This is a genomic window from Clostridium sp. OM05-9 (assembly GCF_003481465.1).
GTDB lineage: Bacteria > Bacillota > Clostridia > Lachnospirales > Lachnospiraceae > Coprococcus > Coprococcus ammoniilyticus.
In genome coordinates this window covers 13,143-34,208 of sequence record NZ_QULF01000004.1, presented here as the reverse complement: position 1 = coordinate 34,208, position 21,066 = coordinate 13,143, and the positions used below count along the sequence as shown (strand labels likewise).

13 protein-coding genes are annotated in these 21,066 nt (G+C 42.4%); all 13 read left to right on the top strand.

What is annotated here, in order from left to right; genetic code table 11:
- The first annotated feature begins 130 nt into the window (after nt 1–130).
- Complete coding sequence (locus DXB77_RS07405; protein WP_118662922.1) at nt 131–3,523, top strand: PD-(D/E)XK nuclease family protein; 3,393 nt, start codon at nt 131–133, stop codon at nt 3,521–3,523.
- Nucleotides 3,524–3,528: 5 nt separating this feature from the next.
- Entirely contained in the window at nt 3,529–7,233 is a 3,705-nt protein-coding gene (addA, locus tag DXB77_RS07400) for a helicase-exonuclease AddAB subunit AddA (protein WP_118662921.1), read from the top strand.
- Nucleotides 7,234–7,439: 206 nt separating this feature from the next.
- Nucleotides 7,440–8,162 (top strand): ABC transporter ATP-binding protein, encoded by a 723-nt coding sequence (locus DXB77_RS07395; RefSeq protein WP_117808372.1) that lies wholly within the window; start codon nt 7,440–7,442, stop codon nt 8,160–8,162.
- A 7-nt stretch (nt 8,163–8,169) separates the two neighbouring features.
- On the top strand, nt 8,170–9,834 hold the full coding sequence (locus tag DXB77_RS07390; RefSeq protein ID WP_226801091.1) for a hypothetical protein: 1,665 nt from the start codon (nt 8,170–8,172) through the stop codon (nt 9,832–9,834).
- A gap of 11 nt (nt 9,835–9,845) precedes the next feature.
- Nucleotides 9,846–11,225 (top strand): aminopeptidase, encoded by a 1,380-nt coding sequence (locus DXB77_RS07385; protein ID WP_021944036.1) that lies wholly within the window; start codon nt 9,846–9,848, stop codon nt 11,223–11,225.
- Nucleotides 11,226–11,232: 7 nt separating this feature from the next.
- Nucleotides 11,233–15,444 (top strand): hybrid sensor histidine kinase/response regulator, encoded by a 4,212-nt coding sequence (locus DXB77_RS07380; protein ID WP_242996128.1) that lies wholly within the window; start codon nt 11,233–11,235, stop codon nt 15,442–15,444.
- Nucleotides 15,445–15,522: 78 nt separating this feature from the next.
- A complete protein-coding gene (gene purE, locus DXB77_RS07375) occupies nt 15,523–16,011 on the top strand; it encodes a 5-(carboxyamino)imidazole ribonucleotide mutase (protein ID WP_021944038.1) in 489 nt (162 codons plus the stop codon).
- A gap of 216 nt (nt 16,012–16,227) precedes the next feature.
- On the top strand, nt 16,228–17,112 hold the full coding sequence (locus DXB77_RS07370; RefSeq protein ID WP_118483829.1) for a Rossmann-like and DUF2520 domain-containing protein: 885 nt from the start codon (nt 16,228–16,230) through the stop codon (nt 17,110–17,112).
- Between the two features lie 116 nt (nt 17,113–17,228).
- Nucleotides 17,229–18,056 carry a 3-methyl-2-oxobutanoate hydroxymethyltransferase gene (gene panB, locus DXB77_RS07365; protein ID WP_021944040.1) on the top strand — a complete coding sequence of 276 codons (828 nt, stop codon included), beginning with the start codon at nt 17,229–17,231 and terminating at the stop codon, nt 18,054–18,056.
- A 66-nt stretch (nt 18,057–18,122) separates the two neighbouring features.
- Nucleotides 18,123–18,974 (top strand): pantoate--beta-alanine ligase, encoded by an 852-nt coding sequence (gene panC / locus DXB77_RS07360; RefSeq protein ID WP_118662920.1) that lies wholly within the window; start codon nt 18,123–18,125, stop codon nt 18,972–18,974.
- A 66-nt stretch (nt 18,975–19,040) separates the two neighbouring features.
- Nucleotides 19,041–20,267 (top strand): bifunctional phosphopantothenoylcysteine decarboxylase/phosphopantothenate--cysteine ligase CoaBC, encoded by a 1,227-nt coding sequence (gene coaBC, locus DXB77_RS07355; protein ID WP_021944041.1) that lies wholly within the window; start codon nt 19,041–19,043, stop codon nt 20,265–20,267.
- Between the two features lie 20 nt (nt 20,268–20,287).
- The gene (locus tag DXB77_RS07350) at nt 20,288–20,764 is read left to right on the top strand and encodes a VanZ family protein (protein WP_242996126.1); all 477 of its coding nucleotides are present in this window, start codon (nt 20,288–20,290) and stop codon (nt 20,762–20,764) included.
- Nucleotides 20,751–21,062, top strand: a complete 312-nt coding sequence (locus DXB77_RS07345) for a hypothetical protein (protein ID WP_021944043.1) — start codon at nt 20,751–20,753, stop codon at nt 21,060–21,062. The genes DXB77_RS07350 and DXB77_RS07345 overlap by 14 nt, the downstream gene beginning before the upstream one ends.
- Nucleotides 21,063–21,066: the final 4 nt, after the last annotated feature.

Genomic DNA, 21,066 nt, shown 5'->3' with positions numbered 1-21,066 from the left:
TATTCACAGAGAAAATAAAATATAACCAAAGAACAGATGGTTAGTAAAACAATATTGAAGTAAATATGGCTTAGCAAAGAGAAAGCCAGAAAAAGAGTATTGCTTGACAGATGAGTGAAAGGAGACCGTTATGTCAGTTCGATTCTTACTTGGAGCATCCGGCTCAGGGAAATCCAGACAGATTTACAATGAAATCATTCAGGCATCGATAAAAGAACCGGAGCGGAACTTTTATCTGATCGTGCCGGAACAGTATACGATGGAAGCACAGAGAGAACTGGTTACCATGCATCCGGCCGGAGGCATGATGAATATTGATGCGATCGGCATGAACCGGCTGGCATATCGTGTATTTGATGAACTGGGGATCAGCACCGGACAGGTGCTGGAAGACTTTGGAAAAAGTATGCTGATCAAGAAGATCTTATGTGAACAGCAGGACACCTTACAGGTATATGGAAGCTATTACGACAAGCTTGGATTTGTGGATGAGATGAAATCCATGATGTCGGAGATCTTCCAGTATAATATCAAGCAGGATACGATCGATGAGATCATGGAGCAGATTCCGGAGGACAGCGTTGTTGCAGGTAAAATGCAGGATATCAGACACATTTACGAAGAATTTGAAGCATTTGCAGGTGAACGCTATATTGTGGCAGAACAGTTGGTGGAACTGTTGACCAGACATGTTGACCAGTCTAAACTTGTGTGTGGCAGTTCGCTGTATTTTGATGGGTTTACTGGATTTACACCGGTACAGCTTGAACTTGTTGAGAAGTTGATGACCTGTGCGGATGATCTGACCTTTTCCTTTACATTAGATGACAGAGATCAGAAGTATGAGCATATAAAAGACTACGAATTATTCTATCTGACAAAGACTACGATAAAGAAATTAACAGAAGCGGCAGCAGCCGCTGGTGTGGAGATTGAGTCTCCGGTCGTTCTGCCTGGAACAATCAACTATCGTCTGGGGGAGAACCGGGAACTGTTTTTCCTGGAGCGGAATTTGTTCCGTAGTCCGTATCAGAAATGGAAGCAGCCATTGGAGCGGATCCATCTGACAGCGACAGGAGATGCGCAGGACGAGATCGTATTTGTCGCATCTACGATAAGGAGGCTCGTACGGGAGAAAGGATACCGTTATAAGGATATCGCGATCGTAGCGGGAGATCTGGAACAGGCATCCCACATCTATGAACGGGTGATGGATGAATATGAGATACCTGTATTTATCGATGCAAATGCCTGCCTGAAAGCAAATCCATGTGCGGAAACGATCCGAAGTGTACTGGCGGTTCTGGCAGATGATTTCTCCTATGACAGTGTGTTCCGGTTCTTAAAAGCGGGTATGACAGATCTGGCCTTTGAGGATATAGAGCTTCTGGAAAATTATGCATTAAAGCGTGGTGTCCGTGGCTACAGCAGATGGAACCGGGCAGTATCTGAAAACTATGAGAAGACCTCTCCGGTAAATGTAGAAGAGATCCGTCAGGCATTTATGAATATGTTTGGGGATATCCGTAAGGTCTTTGCAGATAAAAAGGCAGTCACAAAAGATTATGTGGAAGCCCTTTATGACTTTCTGCTTCAGATCCATATGTATGAGAAGTTAGAAGCCAGAAAGAATGAATTATATGAAGAAAACCGGATCAATGAAGGAGATGCGTATGGTCAGATCTTTGAGAAAACGGTCCGGTTATTTGATAAGATTGCGGAACTCTTAGGCGATACGAAGATGAGCGTGAAAGAGTTCTATGAGATCGTGGATACCGGACTTTCAGATATTGAAGTCGGTGTTGTACCGCCTACGGTTGACCGGGTGTTGATCGGAGATATCACAAGGTCAAGATTAAATCACATAAAGGTGTTATTCTTTACATCGGTCAATGATGGAATCGTGCCAAAAGCACCGAAAAAGGGAAGAATCCTGAGTGACAGAGACCGGGATATTTTGTCAGACTGCGGCCTGGAGCTTGCTCCATCCGACAAACAGAACAGCTATATCGAGCAGTTTTATATCTATACGATATTGACGAAACCATCCGATCATCTGTATATATCGTATCATAAATTAAGCACATCACTTGAAAGCATGCGTCCGTCTTATCTGCTTGGAAGGATCAGCAGTATTTTTCCATCCCTTCAGGCAGAGGAGTATGATGCTGCTTCCTGTATGCCGGATACCGTCAACCGTTCATTAAGACGGATACTCCGGACAGAGGAAGATGATAGCGAAGATGCTGAGAGCCGGATTCTGACAAGAATTTTGACGGAAAAAGGATTTGCCAGAGAATTGACAGCCATTTATAAAGGCAGAGCATACAGAAACGTGGCAGAACAGCTTCCACCGGAGACGATCGCCCTGTTATATGGCAGATATCTGCATGCATCAGTATCGAAGCTTGAATTATATGCCAGATGCGGATTTGCATATTTCTTAAAATATGGTCTGCGTTTAAAAGAGCGGGAAATGTATCAGGTCGATGTCAGAAATGTCGGAGTTATCCTTCACAGTGTAATGGAAGGACTGTTTAAGCAGGTAAGAGACACCAGAAATAATGACTGGGAGAATTTTCCGGAAGATGAGAGAATGCTGATGGTCACGGAGCTTGTAAATCGTGCAGCAGAGGAATCGGCAGGAGATTTCTTTGAAGATAATGCAAGAAATGCCTACATGCTTCAGATGATCGAACGTATGGCACAGACATCCGCTGGTATGTTACAGAAGCATATAAGACTTGGTAGCATGAAGCCTGGAATGCTGGAAAAGACCTTTGATTCCGCAAAGGATGAAGTCGGTTCTTATCTGTTTGAGCTTCCAAATCAGATCCGGATGAGCATCAATGGTAAGATTGACCGTGTGGATGTGGAAGAAGAGGATGGAACGGTTTATATCAAGGTGATCGACTACAAATCATCCACCAGAAAACTCAGTCTGGAGGAAGTCCTGAATGGAGAACAGCTTCAGCTTGTGACCTATTCTGCGATCGCATATGAGATTGAAAAAATGATCTATCCCGATAAGAATATTCAGATCGCCGGTTTATTATATTACAGCTTTGATGATCCGGTGATCGAGATTGAATCTTCGGAGATTGATACCGATACAGAGCAGCCGGAATTCTCGGATCAGGAGAAATTAGACGCTGAGAGAATGGAGAAAATGAAGCTGCAGGGATTTGTCAATGAATCACCTGCCGTGATACAGAAGATGGATCATACCTGCAATCAGTCACTTCCGGTAAAACTTGATAAAAATGGTGACATCAAGAAAAGTGAGAATGTGGTATCGGCAGACCAGATCCGGACGATCATGGAATTGACGAGAGAGAATATAGAAGAACTTGGAAGTCAGATCGCAGAGGGAAAGATCGCGATCGAGCCATATAAGAATAAGAGCAATACAGGCTGTGATTATTGTGAGTTTAAGAATATCTGTCATTTTGATGTCAAGAATGGCGGAAATCAATATCGCAGACCGGATAACGAGAAGCTTAAGCGGTACAGGGAGGAGTAGCAGAGATGGGTATTTCATGGACAGATGAACAGAAATCAGTCATTAATTCCAGACATGGTAATCTTCTGGTATCTGCTGCGGCAGGCTCCGGTAAGACGGCTGTCCTTGTAGAACGGATTCTTGAGATGGTCATGGGAGTTGATGCGGATGGCAATAAGGCAGAGGAGAAAATCGATATTGATGAGGTTCTGGTTGTAACATTTACCAGAGCTGCGGCAGCCCAGATGAAGGAGAAGATTGCGGATAAGCTTGAGCAGGCAGCCGAAGATCATCCGGAGGATGAGCATATCGTTAAGCAGTTATCCCTGCTGCCACGGGCAGATATTATGACGATCGACAGTTTCTGCCTTGGAATCGTAAAAGACTATTTTCAGATGATCGGGATCGATTCCTCTTTTGATATAGCAGATAATGCAGAGATGGATCTGATCAAGAATGATATATTGGATGAAGTATTAGAACAGAAATATCAGGAAGCATCCGATGAATTTATCGGACTGGTAGACAGCTTTGCGAGAAAAGAATCGGATGAGAAGATCCGGGAGCTGGTCTATCAGATCTACCGGGTTGCTTCCGGTTATCCGAAGCCGGAACGCTGGATAAATGAAGCAGAAGCGGCACTTGAAGTATCAACAAAGGAAGAATTATATACCTTAAAATGGTATCGGGATTATATGCAGATCGTAGCAGACACGCTTGATTCAGCGATCGGTCAGGCAGAACAGTGCTTAGAGATTGCAGGCGAAGCAGATGGCCCTGCAGGTTATGATCCTATTATACGTTCAGATCTGGAATTACTGCGAAATCTGAGACAGGCGGCAGATATGGATGAAGCATATAAAAGGGTTTCCAAATTTTCCAATCTGAAGCGTATCGCAGCCTGTGATCCGGAGAAACAGCAGTATGTAAAGACGACTATGCAGACCTATCGTGGGAGTGTAAAGGACATGATGGCATTGTTTCGTCCGACAGATGTCATACTTGCAGAATGTGCGATGATGAAGGGACCATTGTTAGCGTTATTATCCCTGACACGTTCCTATATGGATCGGTTAAAGGAAGAGAAGCTCGACAGGAATCTGTATGAATTCCGGGATATTTCAGAATTTGCCTATGACATCCTGTGTGCAGGAACGGATGAGAATGGCTGTGTGATTCCATCGGAAGCAGGAAAGACGGTTGCCAGACGGTATCGTGAGATCCTGATCGATGAATATCAGGACAGCAACTTTTTACAGGAGGATATCTTAAATTGTGTGACAGGTCACGGAGAAGATCGGAAGAATATGTTTATGGTGGGGGATATCAAGCAGAGTATCTACCGTTTTCGTATGGCAAGACCGGATCTGTTCCTGAATAAATATAATACATATTCTGACCGGGAAGATGCAGAAGATCAGAAGATCCTGCTTTCGAATAATTTCCGAAGTGCAGGAAAGGTGATTGATACGATCAACCAGATCTTTGAACCGTTGATGTCAGAGAATCTGGGCGGGATCGATTATGATGAATCGGCAAAGCTGCATATCGGAAGACAGGACAAGAATAATATGGGGTATGGATCCGAGATCCTGATCGTAAGGAATGATTGCGCAGATCCGGAGAAATCCCAGCCGGAAGAGATACGGTCGTTAACAAATGTGGATATAGAGGCACGGATGATCGCAGATGAGATCTATGAGTTAGTGAAGGGTGATAAACCACTTTATATTCCGGATGGAGATAACGGAGAGACCAGAAGGGTTTCTTACCGGGATATTGCGGTATTGATGCGAAGTGTGAAGAAGAATGCGAAAGCCTTTGAGGAAGCATTTGCGGAGCGTGGGATTCCATTATTTGTAGAGAGCGAGAGTGGATATTTTGATGCGATCGAGATCAGTACCCTGCTTGATATGCTGGCGGTAATCGATAATTCCCATCAGGATTATGCACTTGCAGCAGTCCTTCGTTCACCGCTTGCAGGTGTAAAGGAACAGGAGCTTGCAGAGATTGTAGGTATCTATGACCGGGACTTCAAGGATCATGAGAAGAATCTGGTGCGGACGGCGAGTTTTTATCAGAAGGTCTGTTATTATGCAGAAAAGCCGGACTCAGAAGCTTCAGAGGAGCTTCGACAGTTTCTTCGTATGCTGGATAGCTGGAAGGCAGATAAAAACTATATGAGTATCAGTGAACTGCTTCATTCGATATTGGAGCAGACAGGATATTATTGGTTTGTTGGCGCGATGCAGTCGGGAAAACGAAGACAGGCAAATATCGATATGCTGATCCAGAAAGCGGATACCTATGAGGACAGCAGTTTTCGTGGATTGTTTAATTTCCTGCGTTACATGGACCGGCTGAAGACGAATGATCTGGATTTTGCAGAAGCGTCGGTGCTTGGAGATGATGACGATTCTGTTGTGATGATGACGATGCATAAGAGCAAGGGACTGGAATTTCCGGTTGTATTTGTCAGTGGACTGGCAAATCGTTTTTCGAATCTGGATGCCTTATCTCCGGTGACGGTAAATGCAGACAGCTATCTGGCAGGTTATGCGATTGACCGGAAGAACCGTGCGAAGAAGAAAACATTTGCAAGAGCGGCTATGCTCAGTGTCATGAATGCAGAGAAGCTGGCGGAGGAGATCCGTATCTTATATGTTGCCCTGTCAAGAGCAAAAGAAAAGTTATATATGACAGCGGCGGTAAAAGGCCCCGGAGCGGAAAAGGCAGTCTTTGATTATCCGCTGCAGACTGATTTTCTTATTGAAGCGTCCGGACAGATGCGGATGGAGCTTCCATATATCACCAGAATGGAAGCCGGCTGTTTTATGGACTGGATCTTATCGGCGTTATCTATGCATATCGTATCAGAAGATATTGTATGCAGAAAGGATACTTATGCAACCTGGGTACTTGCAAAGACCGGCTATCAGAATCAGATACCTGCCGGGACAAATATAGATATGTCAGAAAAAAAAGCTGTACAGACAGAGGATGAACTGCAGTTATATGAAAAGTATAAGGAACTTTTAGATTATACCTACCCATATAAAACAGAGCAGGCAGTAAAAAATAAGATGTCCGTTACAGAGATCAAACGACTTGCACACCGCGGAGAGGAGAATCCGGGATCTGACCTGTATCAGCCGCCTGTGACAGAAGCAGAGCTTACAATACCGGTGCTTCATTCCCGCATGAAGGAGGAGCCTGTAAAAGGAAATGAGATGGGTACTGTGATCCATAAGATCATGGAGCTTATTGATTTTACAAGAAACAGCATGGATGAGATCAGAGAGCAGATCCGGTCATTTTTTGATCATGGATATCTGGAAGAACGGTACAGAGAGCATGTTCGTGCAGATAAGATTTATAACATGGTCAACAGCCCACTCGGAATCCGTATGGCAGAAGCACAGAAGAACCATACCTTATACCGGGAGCAGCAGTTTTATATCGGCATGAAGCCGGAAGATATATCACCGGAGTATAAAGGCAGCAAGGATATGGTCGTAGTTCAGGGAGTGATCGATGCCTATTTTCTGGAAGGAGATCAGGTGGTTTTAATGGACTACAAGACAGACCGGGTGGATCAGATATCGGATCTGGTCAGCCGTTATCATGTACAGCTTGATATGTATGCAAAGACGATACATCAGCTTACCGGAAGAATGGTAACAGAGAAGATCATCTATGCCTTTCATTTTGATGACAGTATCAACTTATAAACAGTAAAATGTCCGCGGACAATCATATAAAGAAGATGGCAGCCTGTTACTATGCAGAGTATTTTCAGGCTGCCTTTGGTATATTTATATTGTAAAGAGATTAGGGGCTTGGTATAATTAAAACCAAATGGAAAGAAGTATTTTGATAAATGACAGACCAGATAGAAACGATGGTGTGACAGATAAGAACCGGGAGAAGATAAAGAATGATAATAGCCAATAACTTAAAGAAAATTTACGGTAAAGATTTTGTGTCCGTAAACAATTTAAGCTTTCATATTAAGAAAGGTGAGATCGTCGGATTCGTAGGGCAGAATGGTGCGGGGAAGACAACAACGATCAAGATGCTGACCGGTATTTTAAAACCGACAGAGGGCAGCGTTCAGATCAATGGTCATGATATCCGGAAAGAGCCGCTTGAGGCAAAACAGTCGATTGGATATATTGCAGATAATCCTGATATCTTTTTACGGTTAACAGGACTGGAATATGTAAATTTCATTGCAGATATTTATGGTGTATCAGAGACTGACCGTAAGAAGCGGTTAGAGGAAATGGTTGGGCGTTTTGGTATGGAAGACAGCTTAAATAAACAAATGGTCAGCTATTCGCATGGTATGCGCCAGAAAATGATGGTAATAGGCGCATTAGTACATAAACCACCGGTCTGGATCTTAGATGAACCGATGACCGGATTGGATCCGAATGCGGCATATGAATTAAAGAAGATGATGCGGGAGCATGCGGATGAAGGTAACTGCGTATTTTTCTCAACGCATGTTCTGGAAGTTGCAGAGAAATTGTGTGATAATATCATCATGATCAAGAAAGGTCATGATATCTATCAGGGAACGCTGGATGATCTGGTTGCCGCACATAAGAATAAGTCACTGGAAGATATATTTATAGAAATGACACATGAGGAATAGAGTGCTTATGAAGAATTTTTTGTATTTGACCAGAGTAATGGCAAAGGATACAGAGATGACGATGCCGGACACCGGAGAAAAAGCGAAGGCATATAAGACACTTGGTTCACTTGCCATGTTCTGTATCATGGTTCCCTGTTGTCTGGTCGTTGGATTTATTGTATATATTATGACAGAAGCACTGATAGAAGCCGGAGGAATGACGGAAGGTGTAGAGCTGATCATACAGTTGATGTCCGTATTTGGCATGATCTTTTCGGTAATGGTACTGTTTAATGTATTGTTTTTTTCATCGGATCTGGATCATCTGCTTCCGCTTCCGGTAAAGCCGGGTGAGATCGTAGCAGCCAAATTTGTAAATGCATATATTGCAGAGAGTGTTATGGAGTTTATGGTTTTATTCAGTGGCTTTATAGGTTACTTCATAGCTGCCGGATTTAAGTCGGTATCTGCACTGACTGCATTGGTCGGAGTTGCACTGCTTCCGATCCTTCCACTTGTATATTGTGGAATTTTTGCCCTGCTATGTATGGCATTTTTAAGCCGGATAAAACTGTTTCGGAATGTGGATGCCGTGACAGGACTGGTAACCGTTATTTTCCTCGGACTTTTTTTATTATCGTTTATTCAGATGGACAGCATCAATATTAACAATTATATTGATGGTCTGATGAATCATAACAATATGTTTACAGCAATCATGGGAAAGATATTCTTTACGGTTCCTGTATTCTTAAAAGCACTTGAAACGAACAACATTGCATATTTCCTGCTGTTCATCCTGTTAAATGTGGTTATGGCAGGTCTGTTGTTTTTCCTTGGAAGTAAGTTGTATCTGCGTGGCGTATATCTGGTTTCATCTGTCGGAAAAGCAGAGAAGAAAGAAGATGTGGTTTCTGATGCAGCTTATGTGAAAAAAAGTATTCGCAAAGCATATTTTCTGAAGGAATGTAAGATACTATACCGGACACCGGCATATCGCAAATATTGTGTAATGGTAAATATTATATGGCCGGTTCTTGCGGTGGCATTGTTTGTTCTGCCTGCGACGAAGAATTTTATGACTTCATTTGAGAAGCTGCTTTCCAAAGGTTTTGTAGCATCCGATCTGATCGTATTATTGCTGGTACTGATCATTTCCTTCTTTGCAACAGCAATGAACAGTATTGCATCGACCTCGTTTACAAGAGAGGGAGATCATTTCAGCTTTATCAAATATGCACCGGTCAGCTATCGGACGCAGATCGGGATCAAGGCAGGTGTCAGTCTGGTATACAGCGGCATCACAGTTGCAGTAACGATCATTGTGTTGTGCATCTGTATGCATATCAATGTGCCTGCGGCCATTTACTTTATTGTGATCGGGTTCTTATCGGTTGTATGCTGCACCTATATCGGACTCTGGCTGGATGCAACACATCCGAAGCTGAACTGGGAAGATGAATACGGAGCGCTCAGGGGCAATCTGAATGCATTCTTTAATATGGCGATTGCTATTCTGGTATCCATGATCCTTTGTGGAGTCGGTTTTTGTTTATTTAAGTTTACAAAGATGGATTCTCTTATGATCTTTGCAATCTATCTGGTAATTCTCGGCCTTGTGACATACAGGATCCGCAGAAGTGCCATTATATATATAAAAAAGAGTATAAGCAATGACTTATATGTTTAGGAGGCATAAAAATGAAAGATAAAAATGCATGGAACAGTTATGACAAGGAAGAACTTGCAAAGCTGGAAAAATTATGTAAATCCTACCGTGAATTCCTGGATACAGGAAAGACGGAGCGGGAATGTGTAAAAGAGATCGTAAAACAGGTGAAGAAAGCCGGATATGAAGATATTCAGGATGTTATCAAAGAAGGAAAGAAGCTGACAAAAGGTTCAAAGGTATATGCAGTATGGATGAATAAGACCGTAGCGCTGTTCAATATCGGTAAGAAGAATATCGAAAAGGGTATGAACATTCTTGGCGCACATATCGATTCCCCACGTATGGATATCAAACAGATCCCATTATACGAGAAAGAGGGATTTGCTTATCTGGATACGCATTATTATGGAGGAATCAAGAAGTATCAGTGGGTAACCTTACCACTTGCTATTCATGGTGTAGTTGCTAAGACAGACGGAGAAGTTGTAGAAGTAAACATTGGGGAAGACAAGAATGATCCGGTATTTTGTGTTACCGATCTGCTGATCCATCTTGCCGGTGCTCAGATGGAAAAAAAGGCAAATAAAGTTATCGAGGGAGAAGAACTGGATATCTTATTTGCAAGTAAGCCGTTAAAGGGAAAAGAAAAAGAAGCCGTAAAGGAACAGGTGCTTGCACTTCTGAAGAAGAAATATGGAATAAAGGAAGAAGATTTCATTTCAGCAGAGCTTGAGATCGTTCCGGCAGGAAAGGCAAGAAACTGCGGAATTGATGAGAGTATGATCATGGCATACGGACAGGATGACAGGGTATGTGCATATACATCTATGGTTGCGATGCTGGAAGCAGAAGATGTAGAAAAGACGACCTGCTGTCTGTTGACAGATAAAGAGGAGATCGGAAGCGTGGGTGCAACCGGAATGCAGTCTCATTTCTTTGAGAATACAGTTGCTGAGATCATGAATGCGATGGGCTGTTATAATGAACTGGCCCTCAGAAGATGTCTGGCATCCTCCAGAATGTTATCCTCTGACGTATCCGCAGGTTATGATCCAACCTTTGCAAGTGCATTTGACAAGAAGAATGCAGCTATCTTTGGTGAAGGCATGGTATTTAACAAGTTTACAGGAGCAAGAGGCAAATCCGGTTCCAATGATGCAAATGCAGAGTATCTTGCAGCTATCCGTAAGGTAATGGATGATGCCGGAGTATACTATCAGACTGCAGAGCTTGGTAAAGTAGATGTTGGCGGTGGCGGTACGATCGCTTATATTTTATCATTATATGGAATGGAAGTTGTGGACTGTGGTGTGGCCGTATTAAACATGCATGCTCCATGGGAGATCACTTCCAAAGCAGATATTTATGAAACTAAAAAAGGATATGTAGCATTTTTATTAGGTGCATAAGAAAACTATGAAGCAGTTACATTCAAAAATCAGAATGATCATATTAATAGCAGTAGCCGTGATGATACTTTTTTCACCACGGCTTGCTGTGTTTGCACAGGAGAATTTTACATCAGATTACAGTCAGACCAAGTACACAGAAGATGACGGTTTTGAAAGTGGGGAAGCAAACTGCATCAGCCAGTCTGCCAGTGGATACATATGGGTCGGCACGGACAGCGGACTGTACCGTTATGATGGAAGTCAGTTTCGGAAATTTTCACTGGGAGAAGACAGCGACAGCAGTTCCTATATGATCAACAGTATTCTTGCGGCATCGAATGGGGATCTGTATGTAGGAACGGAAAACTATGGCTTATTTATTTACAAAGACGGACGCTTTAATCGTATATCGAATTCAACAGAGGATGAGATTACGACCGTCCGTGGACTGTATGAAGATGAAGAAGGAAAAATATGGCTTGCTACTTCATCCGGTATTTATTATTACGAATCCGGTGAAATGACGCTGGTTGCGGATGATGATGTTGTTGCACCGGATGTAACAGCAATCAGTGGATATCGTTCTTATGTATATGCGATCGTGAATAACGATACGATCGTAAATATCAAGGATGATCAGATCGTAAGCAAGATCAGTAAGATGGAATACACAGAAGAAGATCTGAACAGCCTTTTTGTAGATGAGAATGGGGAACGGTATATTGGTACGGTAGGTCATACAATTATACATCTTACGACGAACAAAGATTTTGAATTATTATCAACAGCGGCACTGAGTGGTATCAATAAGATCCAGCGGATTGATAATAAATTGTGGGTCCTTGCGGATGATGGTGTTGGTTATATTAACAAAAATAAAAAAATGAAGTATGTCACCGGTCTGGAATTTAATGAGTCGATGAGTGACATAATCCAGGATTTTGAAGGGAACTACTGGATGACCTCATATCGAAAAGGACTGATGCTGTTATCCAGAAGTAAATTCCAGAATGGAAGCATGAAATATGGTCTGGATGAGACAATCGTCAACTGCATTACGGAGTATTGCGGAAAGTTATATATCGGTACAGATGATGGCCTGCGGATCATAAATGCAGACGGAACTCTTGACCGTGACTCTGATCTTGTCACAATGTTAAATGGAAAAAGTATCCGTGATTTCTGTGTGGATTCAAAGAATAATCTGTGGATCTGTTCCTACCGAATTTATGGTGTTATCAAGGTGAACAGTAAGGGTAAATACAAATTCTATAATAAGAGTGGCGCGTTGTTGACCAGTAATGCTGTCAACTGTATCATTGAATTAAAGGATGGCAGCATGGCGATCGGAACCGAGAGCGGTATTTCCATATTGAAGGATGAACAGGTAACAGTCAGCTACGGCAGATTTTCCGGTATGGAAAATGCAGATATCATATCCCTGTATCAGGCGGAGGATGGAACCTTATATGCAGGGTCCAATGGTTCCGGTCTTTATACGATAGACATGGAATCTAATCTGAAAAAGATATCTATGTCAGAGGGACTGAATTCGAATGTTGTTTCTTCCATTGTTGGTGGAAGCAATGGTATCTGGATCGGAACAGATAATGGACTTTATTATCAGGAGGGCGTGATCCGTCAGATCAGTGCAGTTGATCCATCGAATTCTGTGGCAAATCTGATATTGGATCAGGCAGGAGACCTCTGGATCTTCGGTTCCCGTGGCATCCAGAAATATTACGAAGGAGATCTGTTAAGCTCGGCAGATCCGAAATGCGAGATATATACGAAAAATGATGGACTGATCTCTGATATTACGGATAATTCAACGAATTATATCAGTGAAGATGGAGTTGTCTATGTTTGTTGTGATACCGGCTTCAGTATGCTGGATCAGAATCAGGTATTTACAAATGAAGTTCCACCGAAGGTACGGATAGCTTCTGTTACGATAGATGATAAAGAGTATGCGTTCTCGGATCTGGATGGTAAGATGACCGTTCCGGGTGATACGAACCGAATCGTGATCAAGTTCTCTGTTCTGAGTTATGTAAATCGTGGGGATATTCAGGTAAAATATTATCTTGATGGATTTGACGATAAAGACCGTGTTGTTTCGGGTACGGATAATCTGGAAGCAGAGTATACAAATCTGGAGGGCGGAAATTATACATTTGTGCTTTCGGCAGAGAATTCTGATGGTGTTGCCTGTGAAGAACCGCTGTCTTTTGTTATTGTAAAACAGTTGAAATTCTGGGAGACTCCATTTTCCAGAGTTCTGATCGTGGTATTGATCATAGCAATCTGCGTGGCAGTGATATTTGTAGCCCGGTATGTGATACATCTGCTTGGCAAAAAGACGGAGCAGGTAGAAGAACTCAGCAAGAAAAATGAACAGGCAGAGCGTTCTAACCGTGCAAAGAACGATTATGTGAACTATCTGAATCATGAGATCCGTGTACCGTTAAATTCAATCCTTGCGATCAGCGAGATGCTTTTGCGGAATGATGAGGCAAAGACGGAAGAAGAGGTAAAACAGTTATCCACGGTATATGGTTCCAGCTACGAGATCCTTGGTATAATTGATGGAATTTCCAGACTATCGAATTTACAGGATGGAACACTGGAATTGCAGGAGAAAGAATATGCGGTTTCAGATATGATCGAGGAGCTTGCAGTTCAGTTTAAGGAAATGATCAACCGGGATCTGGTTGCCTTAAAGGTAAGCATTGAGGATGATATACCAAATGGTCTGATCGGTGATCGTGATAAGGTGAAGGAGATCCTGATGAATCTGTATCAGAGGGCTGCAAAGACCACCAAAGAAGGTTCGATCAGCATTGAAGTGGACTGGAGAAAGATCGCTCCGGAAGAGTGCGACAGACCGGACAGCATTTATCTGGATATCGTGATATCAGATACCGGAACCGGAGTAAAGGAAGAACGTCTGGACAGCTTCTTTGATCTGGACGATTCTTATGACAGAACTGATATCGGTAATTTTGATATCAGTATCGGACTGGCAATCGCAAGACAGTTGATCGAGAGTATGGGTGGAACCCCGGAGGTTGACAGTACCTATGGAGCAGGAACCACGATACGCTTCTCCATTATACAGCAGGTATTTGATTACAGCTATGTTAATTATAATGTAAGCAAACGACGGGAGCAGGCATTCCGTAATTCGAATTCAAGAATCTGGCTTCCGGATGTCAGGATCCTTCTTGTGGACGATTCCGATGTCAGTATACAGATCCAGAAGGTTATATTTGATTCCTATGAGCTGATCTGTGATACTGCTTCATCCGGATTCGAAGCGATTGACAAGGTTATGGTAACTCCATATGATATGATCTTCATTGATACAGTCATGCCGGTTATGGATGGTGCAGATACCGTCCGTGAGATCCGGAGCCTGGATGGAGAAGAATACAAACGGGTTCCGATCATTGCACTTTCAGAAAACAATATAGACAGCAGCAGAGATGAGATCATAAAGCAGGGCTTCAGTGACGTACTTGTAAAACCGTTGGAAATGGATGGAATCGAAGGGATTTTCCGTCTGTTCCTTCCGGAGGACAAGATCAAGGAAAAGACAAGCAATATCAGACAGTATATCAGCGAATCCAGATTTAAGGATGATGTTTATATTCTGGAGAACAGCATTGTAGTTGAAAATGCATTGAAGATGATCGGAGGCAATTTTGATACCTTTAACCGTTTTATTGCGGCATTCAAGGAAGACTATGAGCCGGATGTAGATCGTCTGGAAGAATATATTGATGATGATGTCAGACGGTATCGGAATATCATTCATGATATCAAGAGCAGCAGTGGAAATATCGGCGCATACAGCATCGAACGGAAAGCTGCAAATCTGGAGTCGGCGATCAATATAGGAAATATGCAGTATGCAAAGGAAAATACGCATGAATTTGTATCCATGCTGAAGCGTATGTTTAAGGATATCGGACTATATCTGGCGAAGATCAATCCGGTTGAACAGCAGGAAAAGACAGTCAGGGATGCAGTGGATCGTGGACAGCTCAAAGATATGCGTACATTTTTACGGGATGCCGATGTTGGAGCTGTAAAAGAAATACTGGCAGAAATCGACCGATACGAGTATAATGATGCTGATATTGAGTTCTTAAATGCACTGAAGATGACGGTGGATGCCATGGATTATGAAGGGGCAAGTGAGATTATCGATCAGTATCTGAACAGTAAGTAAAATACCATTGTGTCATGCATGAAGCCATGTATGACACAGGGATATGACACATAAAAAGGAAGAAAGAAGGATAAAAACATGAGAGTAGCGATCATTATGGGATCAACAAGTGACCTGCCAAAGGTTGAGCCTGCAATCGGCATTTTAAAGGAGTATGGAGTAGCAGTTGATGTAAGATGTCTGTCTGCACACAGAGCACATGCAGGACTTTCAGAGTTTATTGAAGAAGCAAATAATAATGGAACACAGGTTATCATTACTGCCGCAGGTATGGCAGCAGCACTTCCGGGTGTTGTAGCAAGCCAGACAGTGATCCCGGTTATCGGAGTACCAATTTCCGGTTCTGTATTAGATGGAATGGATGCACTTCTTTCTATCGTTCAGATGCCATCCGGTATCCCTGTAGCAACTGTAGCAATAAACGGAAGCAAGAATGCAGCATATCTGGCACTTCAGATCATAGGAAACAGCAATGCAGAAGTAAGGAAGAAACTTTTGGCAGAGCGTGAGTCCATGGAAGCTGCAGCCATGAAGGCGAATGCAGAGGTAATTGCAAAATATAATTAATTTTTATGTATTATAAAAATGATGATTTCCGATATGGATCCATGATCTGTATGGAATGAAAAACATAAGAAAAGCAGGAGAAAAAATGATGATAAATTCAAGTCCTCCTGCTTTACTTTTTATCTTGTAAATGGTATTGTAAATGACGGATGGTATTCGAAAGAAACTATACCTGATTGTACACCACAGATAGAACAGGCGATAGCAGGTGATCATATGAGGATTGGATTTATCGGTGCAGGCAAAGTAGGCTTTACACTTGGAAAGTATCTTGAACAGAAGCTGAATAAAGAAGAGATACAAAAGAACCTTCCGGAGACAGTAGCCGTATCCGGATATTACAGCAGACAGGTGGAGAGTGCAAAAGAAGCTGCAGCATTTACCAATACCGAAGCATTTGATGATCTGAAGAAGATCGTTTGTGCAAGTGACGTCCTGATGCTTACCGTTCCGGATGGAAGGATAGAAGCAGTATGGGACAGCATAAAAGCCTTTGATATCAAGGGCAAACTGATCTGTCATTGTAGTGGTGCAATGACATCTAATATTTTTTCAGGTATAACAGAGGCAGGAGCTTTTGGTTATTCGATTCATCCTATGTATGCAATCAGTTCAACGACAAAATCCTACAGGGAAATGCAGAAATGTTTTTTTACCGTGGAAGGTGCTGAAGAGTGGGGAAATAAACTTTGCCGCTTTATTCGTCTTTTAGGAAATGACTGTGTACTTCTCTCAACAGAAAATAAAACAAAATATCATGCGGCTGCAGTATTTGCCAGCAATCTGGTGAATGGTCTGTATGGATCGGCAGTTTCATTACTGGAAGACTGCGGATTTGAAGAGAAACAGGCAGAGCAGGCACTTGTTCCGTTATTTATGGGAAATGCATCGCATATAGCAGAAGATGGCCCGGTGGCAGGTCTGACCGGACCGATCGAGAGAAATGACACAACGACAGTAAAGAAACATCTGAATGTTCTTGATGCAAATGAGAAACATATTTATATCAGCGTATCAGAAGCTGTACTTGCTTTAGCAGAGCAGAAATATTCCGACCGTGATTATTCTGAGATGAAGAAAATTCTTTCAGGACAGGAATGAGAAATGGGAATACTGCAATGTCTGGAACAATGGCAGGGAAAGCAGTAAGTTATGGCAATGCTGGATTTTGAAATGAACAAAAAATGAAATGATTTCAGAATAGGAGAATAAGACGTATGAAGAACACAACAACATCAATTATGCAGATGAAGAATTCCGGGCATAAGATTTCTATGCTGACAGCGTATGATTATACGACAGCAAGATTATTGGATGAAGCAGGAGTCAACACGATCCTTGTCGGTGATTCCCTCGGAAATGTAATCCTTGGATATGAGGATACGATCTCTGTAACCGTAGAAGATATGATCCATCATAGCGCAGCCGTTGCAAGAGGAGCCAAGAATGCACTGGTTGTAACCGATCTTCCATTTATGTCCTATCAGACCAGTGTATATGACGCAGTCGTAAATGCAGGTCGTCTGATGAAGGAAGGCAGAGCCGGAGCTGTAAAGTTAGAAGGTGGTAAAGAAGTCTGTCCACAGATTAAAGCAATCGTATCAGCAGGAATCCCTGTTGTTGCACATCTGGGACTGACTCCGCAGTCGATCAATACTTTTGGTGGCTTTAAGGTTCAGGGTAAGACAGAAGCAGCAGCTAAGAAGCTGATCGAGGATGCCAAGGCAGTAGAAGAAGCAGGTGCGTTTTTACTGGTACTGGAGTGTGTCCCTGCAAAGCTTGCAAAGCTTGTAACAGAGAGCATCAACATTCCTACGATCGGAATCGGAGCGGGAGCAGGATGCGACGGACAGGTTCTTGTAATTTACGATATGCTTGGCATGTTCAGTGATTTCAAGCCGAAGTTTGTAAAGCATTTTGCTAATGCAGGAGACGTGATTCGTGAAGCAGTAAAGACTTATATAGCAGAGATTGACGATGGAACATTTCCGGCAGAAGAACACTGCTACAAAATTGATGATGAAGTAATCGATAAATTATACTAAGAGATAGAAGCTGCCTGAACCGGTAAAAACCGGGAGACAGGATCAGGAAAGGACTGGAAATCAGAAATGAAGATTTTAAAAACAGTAGATAAAGTAAGAAGTCAGGTTAAGGCATGGAAGAAAGAAGGCTTAAGTGTTGGACTTGTACCAACAATGGGATATCTCCATGAGGGACATCAGAGCCTGATCAGGAAATCCGTAGAACAGAATGACAGAACCGTTGTATCTGTATTTGTCAATCCGATGCAGTTTGGACCAACAGAGGATCTGGAGAGTTATCCAAGAGATCTTGATGCAGATGCAAAGTTATGCGAGACAACAGGTGCAGATGTGATTTTTCATCCGGAACCGGAAGAAATGTATAAGCCGGGATTTTGTTCTTATGTCAATATGACAGGGCTTCCAGATGCATTATGCGGACTGACTCGTCCGGTACATTTCAAAGGTGTATGTACAGTTGTAAATAAATTATTCAATATCGTTCAGCCGGATCGTGCTTATTTTGGTCAGAAGGATGCACAGCAGCTTGCGATCATCATGCGTATGGTTACAGATCTGAACATGGATATTGAGATTGTTGGATGTCCGATCATCCGTGAGGCAGATGGTCTTGCCAAGAGTTCCAGAAATATTTATCTGAAGCCGGAAGAACGTCAGGCAGCAGTGATCTTAAGCAAGTCTGTGAAGCTTGGACAGCAGATGATCGCGGATGGTGAGCGAGATGCGAAGAAGATTGTAGCAGCAATGAAAGACCTGATCGGATCAGAGCCACTTGCAGATATTGATTATGTTGAGATGGTGGATATGGATACCATGAAGTCAATCGATATAGTAGAGGGACATGTCCTTTGTGCTATGGCAGTCAGATTTGGCAAGGCAAGATTGATCGATAACTTTATCCTTGATATGAACAAATAACAGCCGGATCAGCATTCGTCCCGAACAGAATGATTTTCAATGATACGATGCAGAATGGAGAAAATGATGTTAAAGAATAAGACCGTTGTTTTAGGTGTAACAGGAAGTATAGCAGCATATAAGATGGCAAATGTTGCCAGTATGCTTGTAAAACTGCATGCAGATGTAAATGTCATCATGACAGAAAATGCGACCAATTTTATCAATCCGATCACATTTGAGACCTTAACAGGAAATAAGTGTCTGGTGGATACCTTTGACCGTAATTTTCAGTTTAACGTAGAACACGTTGCACTTGCAAAACGGGCAGATATCTTTATGGTTGCTCCTGCATCGGCAAATATTATTGGGAAGATCGCAGGCGGCATTGCCGATGATATGTTGAGTACTACGATCATGGCTGCAAAATGTCCGAAACTGATCGCACCTGCAATGAACACGAATATGTTAGAGAATCCGATCGTTCAGGATAACATCAGGAAATTACAGTCCTACGGCTATGAGATCATAGAGTCGGCAAGCGGATACCTTGCCTGTGGAGATACAGGCAAGGGGAAGCTTCCGAATGAACAGTTGTTAGTTGATTATATATTAAAGTATATTGCAGCAGAGAAGGATATGCAGGGAATAAAAGTACTTGTTACTGCAGGTCCTACGATGGAAGCAATCGACCCGGTTCGCTTTATTTCCAATCATTCAACTGGTAAAATGGGATATGCGATCGCCAGACAGGCGATGCTTCGTGGGGCGGATGTGACACTTGTAACAGGAAAGGTAGCGATCACACCGCCAGAATTCGTAACAGTAGTGCCGGTTACCTCTGCACAGGATATGTATGAAGCAGTAACGGCTGCCAGTGCAGATCAGGATATCATTATCAAGGCTGCCGCCGTTGCAGATTACAAACCGGCAGAAGTATCAGATAACAAGATCAAGAAATCGGATGCTGATATGAGCATTCCACTTACAAGAACAAAAGATATTCTTGCATTCCTTGGAATGCAGAGAGAAGAGGCAAGAAAGACAGATGGGGACAGCAGACTTGCCAGACAGATTATATGCGGATTTTCGATGGAGACACAGAATCTGCTGGAGAATTCCAGAAAGAAACTGGAAAAGAAGAAGATCGATATAGTCGCAGCAAATAACTTAAAGACAGCGGGGGCTGGATTTGGAACAGATACCAATGTGCTGACATTGATCACACAGGATGAAGATATTGAATTGCCACAGATGAGTAAAGAGGAGTGTGCAGACAGACTTCTTACCCAGTTAATAAAAATGAGGAAATAATATTAACCTGGAGGCTGGCGTTGAGCATAGAAAATAAGAAAAAGCTGCGGGTGTTATGCCTGGTGCTATTCATTTTATACAGTATATCCATTGTTTATTTCCTGATATTCAGCGATATGTTTGGAAGGGGACATGGATATGAAGAGATGCGGTACAATCTGACACCGTTTCTCGAGATTAAGCGTTTCGTAAAGTACAGAAGTTATATGACGACCACAAGCGTGATGTTGAATCTGGTTGGAAATGTTCTTGCTTTTGTACCATTTGGAATGTTGATCCGTTGGGTCAGAGGTAAAAAAACCGGATTTTTTACAGCGACTCTGGCGGCATTTGCGTTTTCGTTAAGTATTGAACTGGTACAGTTGATAACAAAACTTGGGGTGTTTGATGTTGATGATATTATCATGAATACCTTTGGCGGCATGCTTGGATATATCATATATTATATTCTGGCACGATTTGACAGAAAAAGGAGTAAAAAGATTGAAAAACAGTGATTTCAGGGTTTCTCCACCCGGAAGTTCAGGAGATACGATCATTTCATATATATTGGGAATTTTGGGCGGAATCTTTATAATACTTTCCGTGATCAAATCCATTATATCAAGAGGTACGGTAGAACGTATCTATGGGGTATTGATGATCAGTGCTTTTTTGATGGCATTTACCGGAATTGTATTCGGCGTGATCGGGTATCATGCAGAAGAAGGTGGGGTTACATCTAAGAAAATGGCGGTTTATCTGAATATCATAGTTTTTATTATATCAGGCATCTTTTTTATGAAGGGAATATAAGAGT

Bases quoted from the DNA above. Each gene is read 5' to 3' on its own strand.
- DXB77_RS07405 (WP_118662922.1), top strand. From the start codon at position 131: ATGTCAGTTCGATTCTTACTTGGAGCATCCGGCTCAGGGAAATCCAGA.
- addA (WP_118662921.1), top strand. From the start codon at position 3,529: ATGGGTATTTCATGGACAGATGAACAGAAATCAGTCATTAATTCCAGA.
- DXB77_RS07395 (WP_117808372.1), top strand. From the start codon at position 7,440: ATGATAATAGCCAATAACTTAAAGAAAATTTACGGTAAAGATTTTGTG.
- DXB77_RS07390 (WP_226801091.1), top strand. From the start codon at position 8,170: ATGAAGAATTTTTTGTATTTGACCAGAGTAATGGCAAAGGATACAGAG.
- DXB77_RS07385 (WP_021944036.1), top strand. From the start codon at position 9,846: ATGAAAGATAAAAATGCATGGAACAGTTATGACAAGGAAGAACTTGCA.
- DXB77_RS07380 (WP_242996128.1), top strand. From the start codon at position 11,233: ATGAAGCAGTTACATTCAAAAATCAGAATGATCATATTAATAGCAGTA.
- purE (WP_021944038.1), top strand. From the start codon at position 15,523: ATGAGAGTAGCGATCATTATGGGATCAACAAGTGACCTGCCAAAGGTT.
- DXB77_RS07370 (WP_118483829.1), top strand. From the start codon at position 16,228: ATGAGGATTGGATTTATCGGTGCAGGCAAAGTAGGCTTTACACTTGGA.
- panB (WP_021944040.1), top strand. From the start codon at position 17,229: ATGAAGAACACAACAACATCAATTATGCAGATGAAGAATTCCGGGCAT.
- panC (WP_118662920.1), top strand. From the start codon at position 18,123: ATGAAGATTTTAAAAACAGTAGATAAAGTAAGAAGTCAGGTTAAGGCA.
- coaBC (WP_021944041.1), top strand. From the start codon at position 19,041: ATGTTAAAGAATAAGACCGTTGTTTTAGGTGTAACAGGAAGTATAGCA.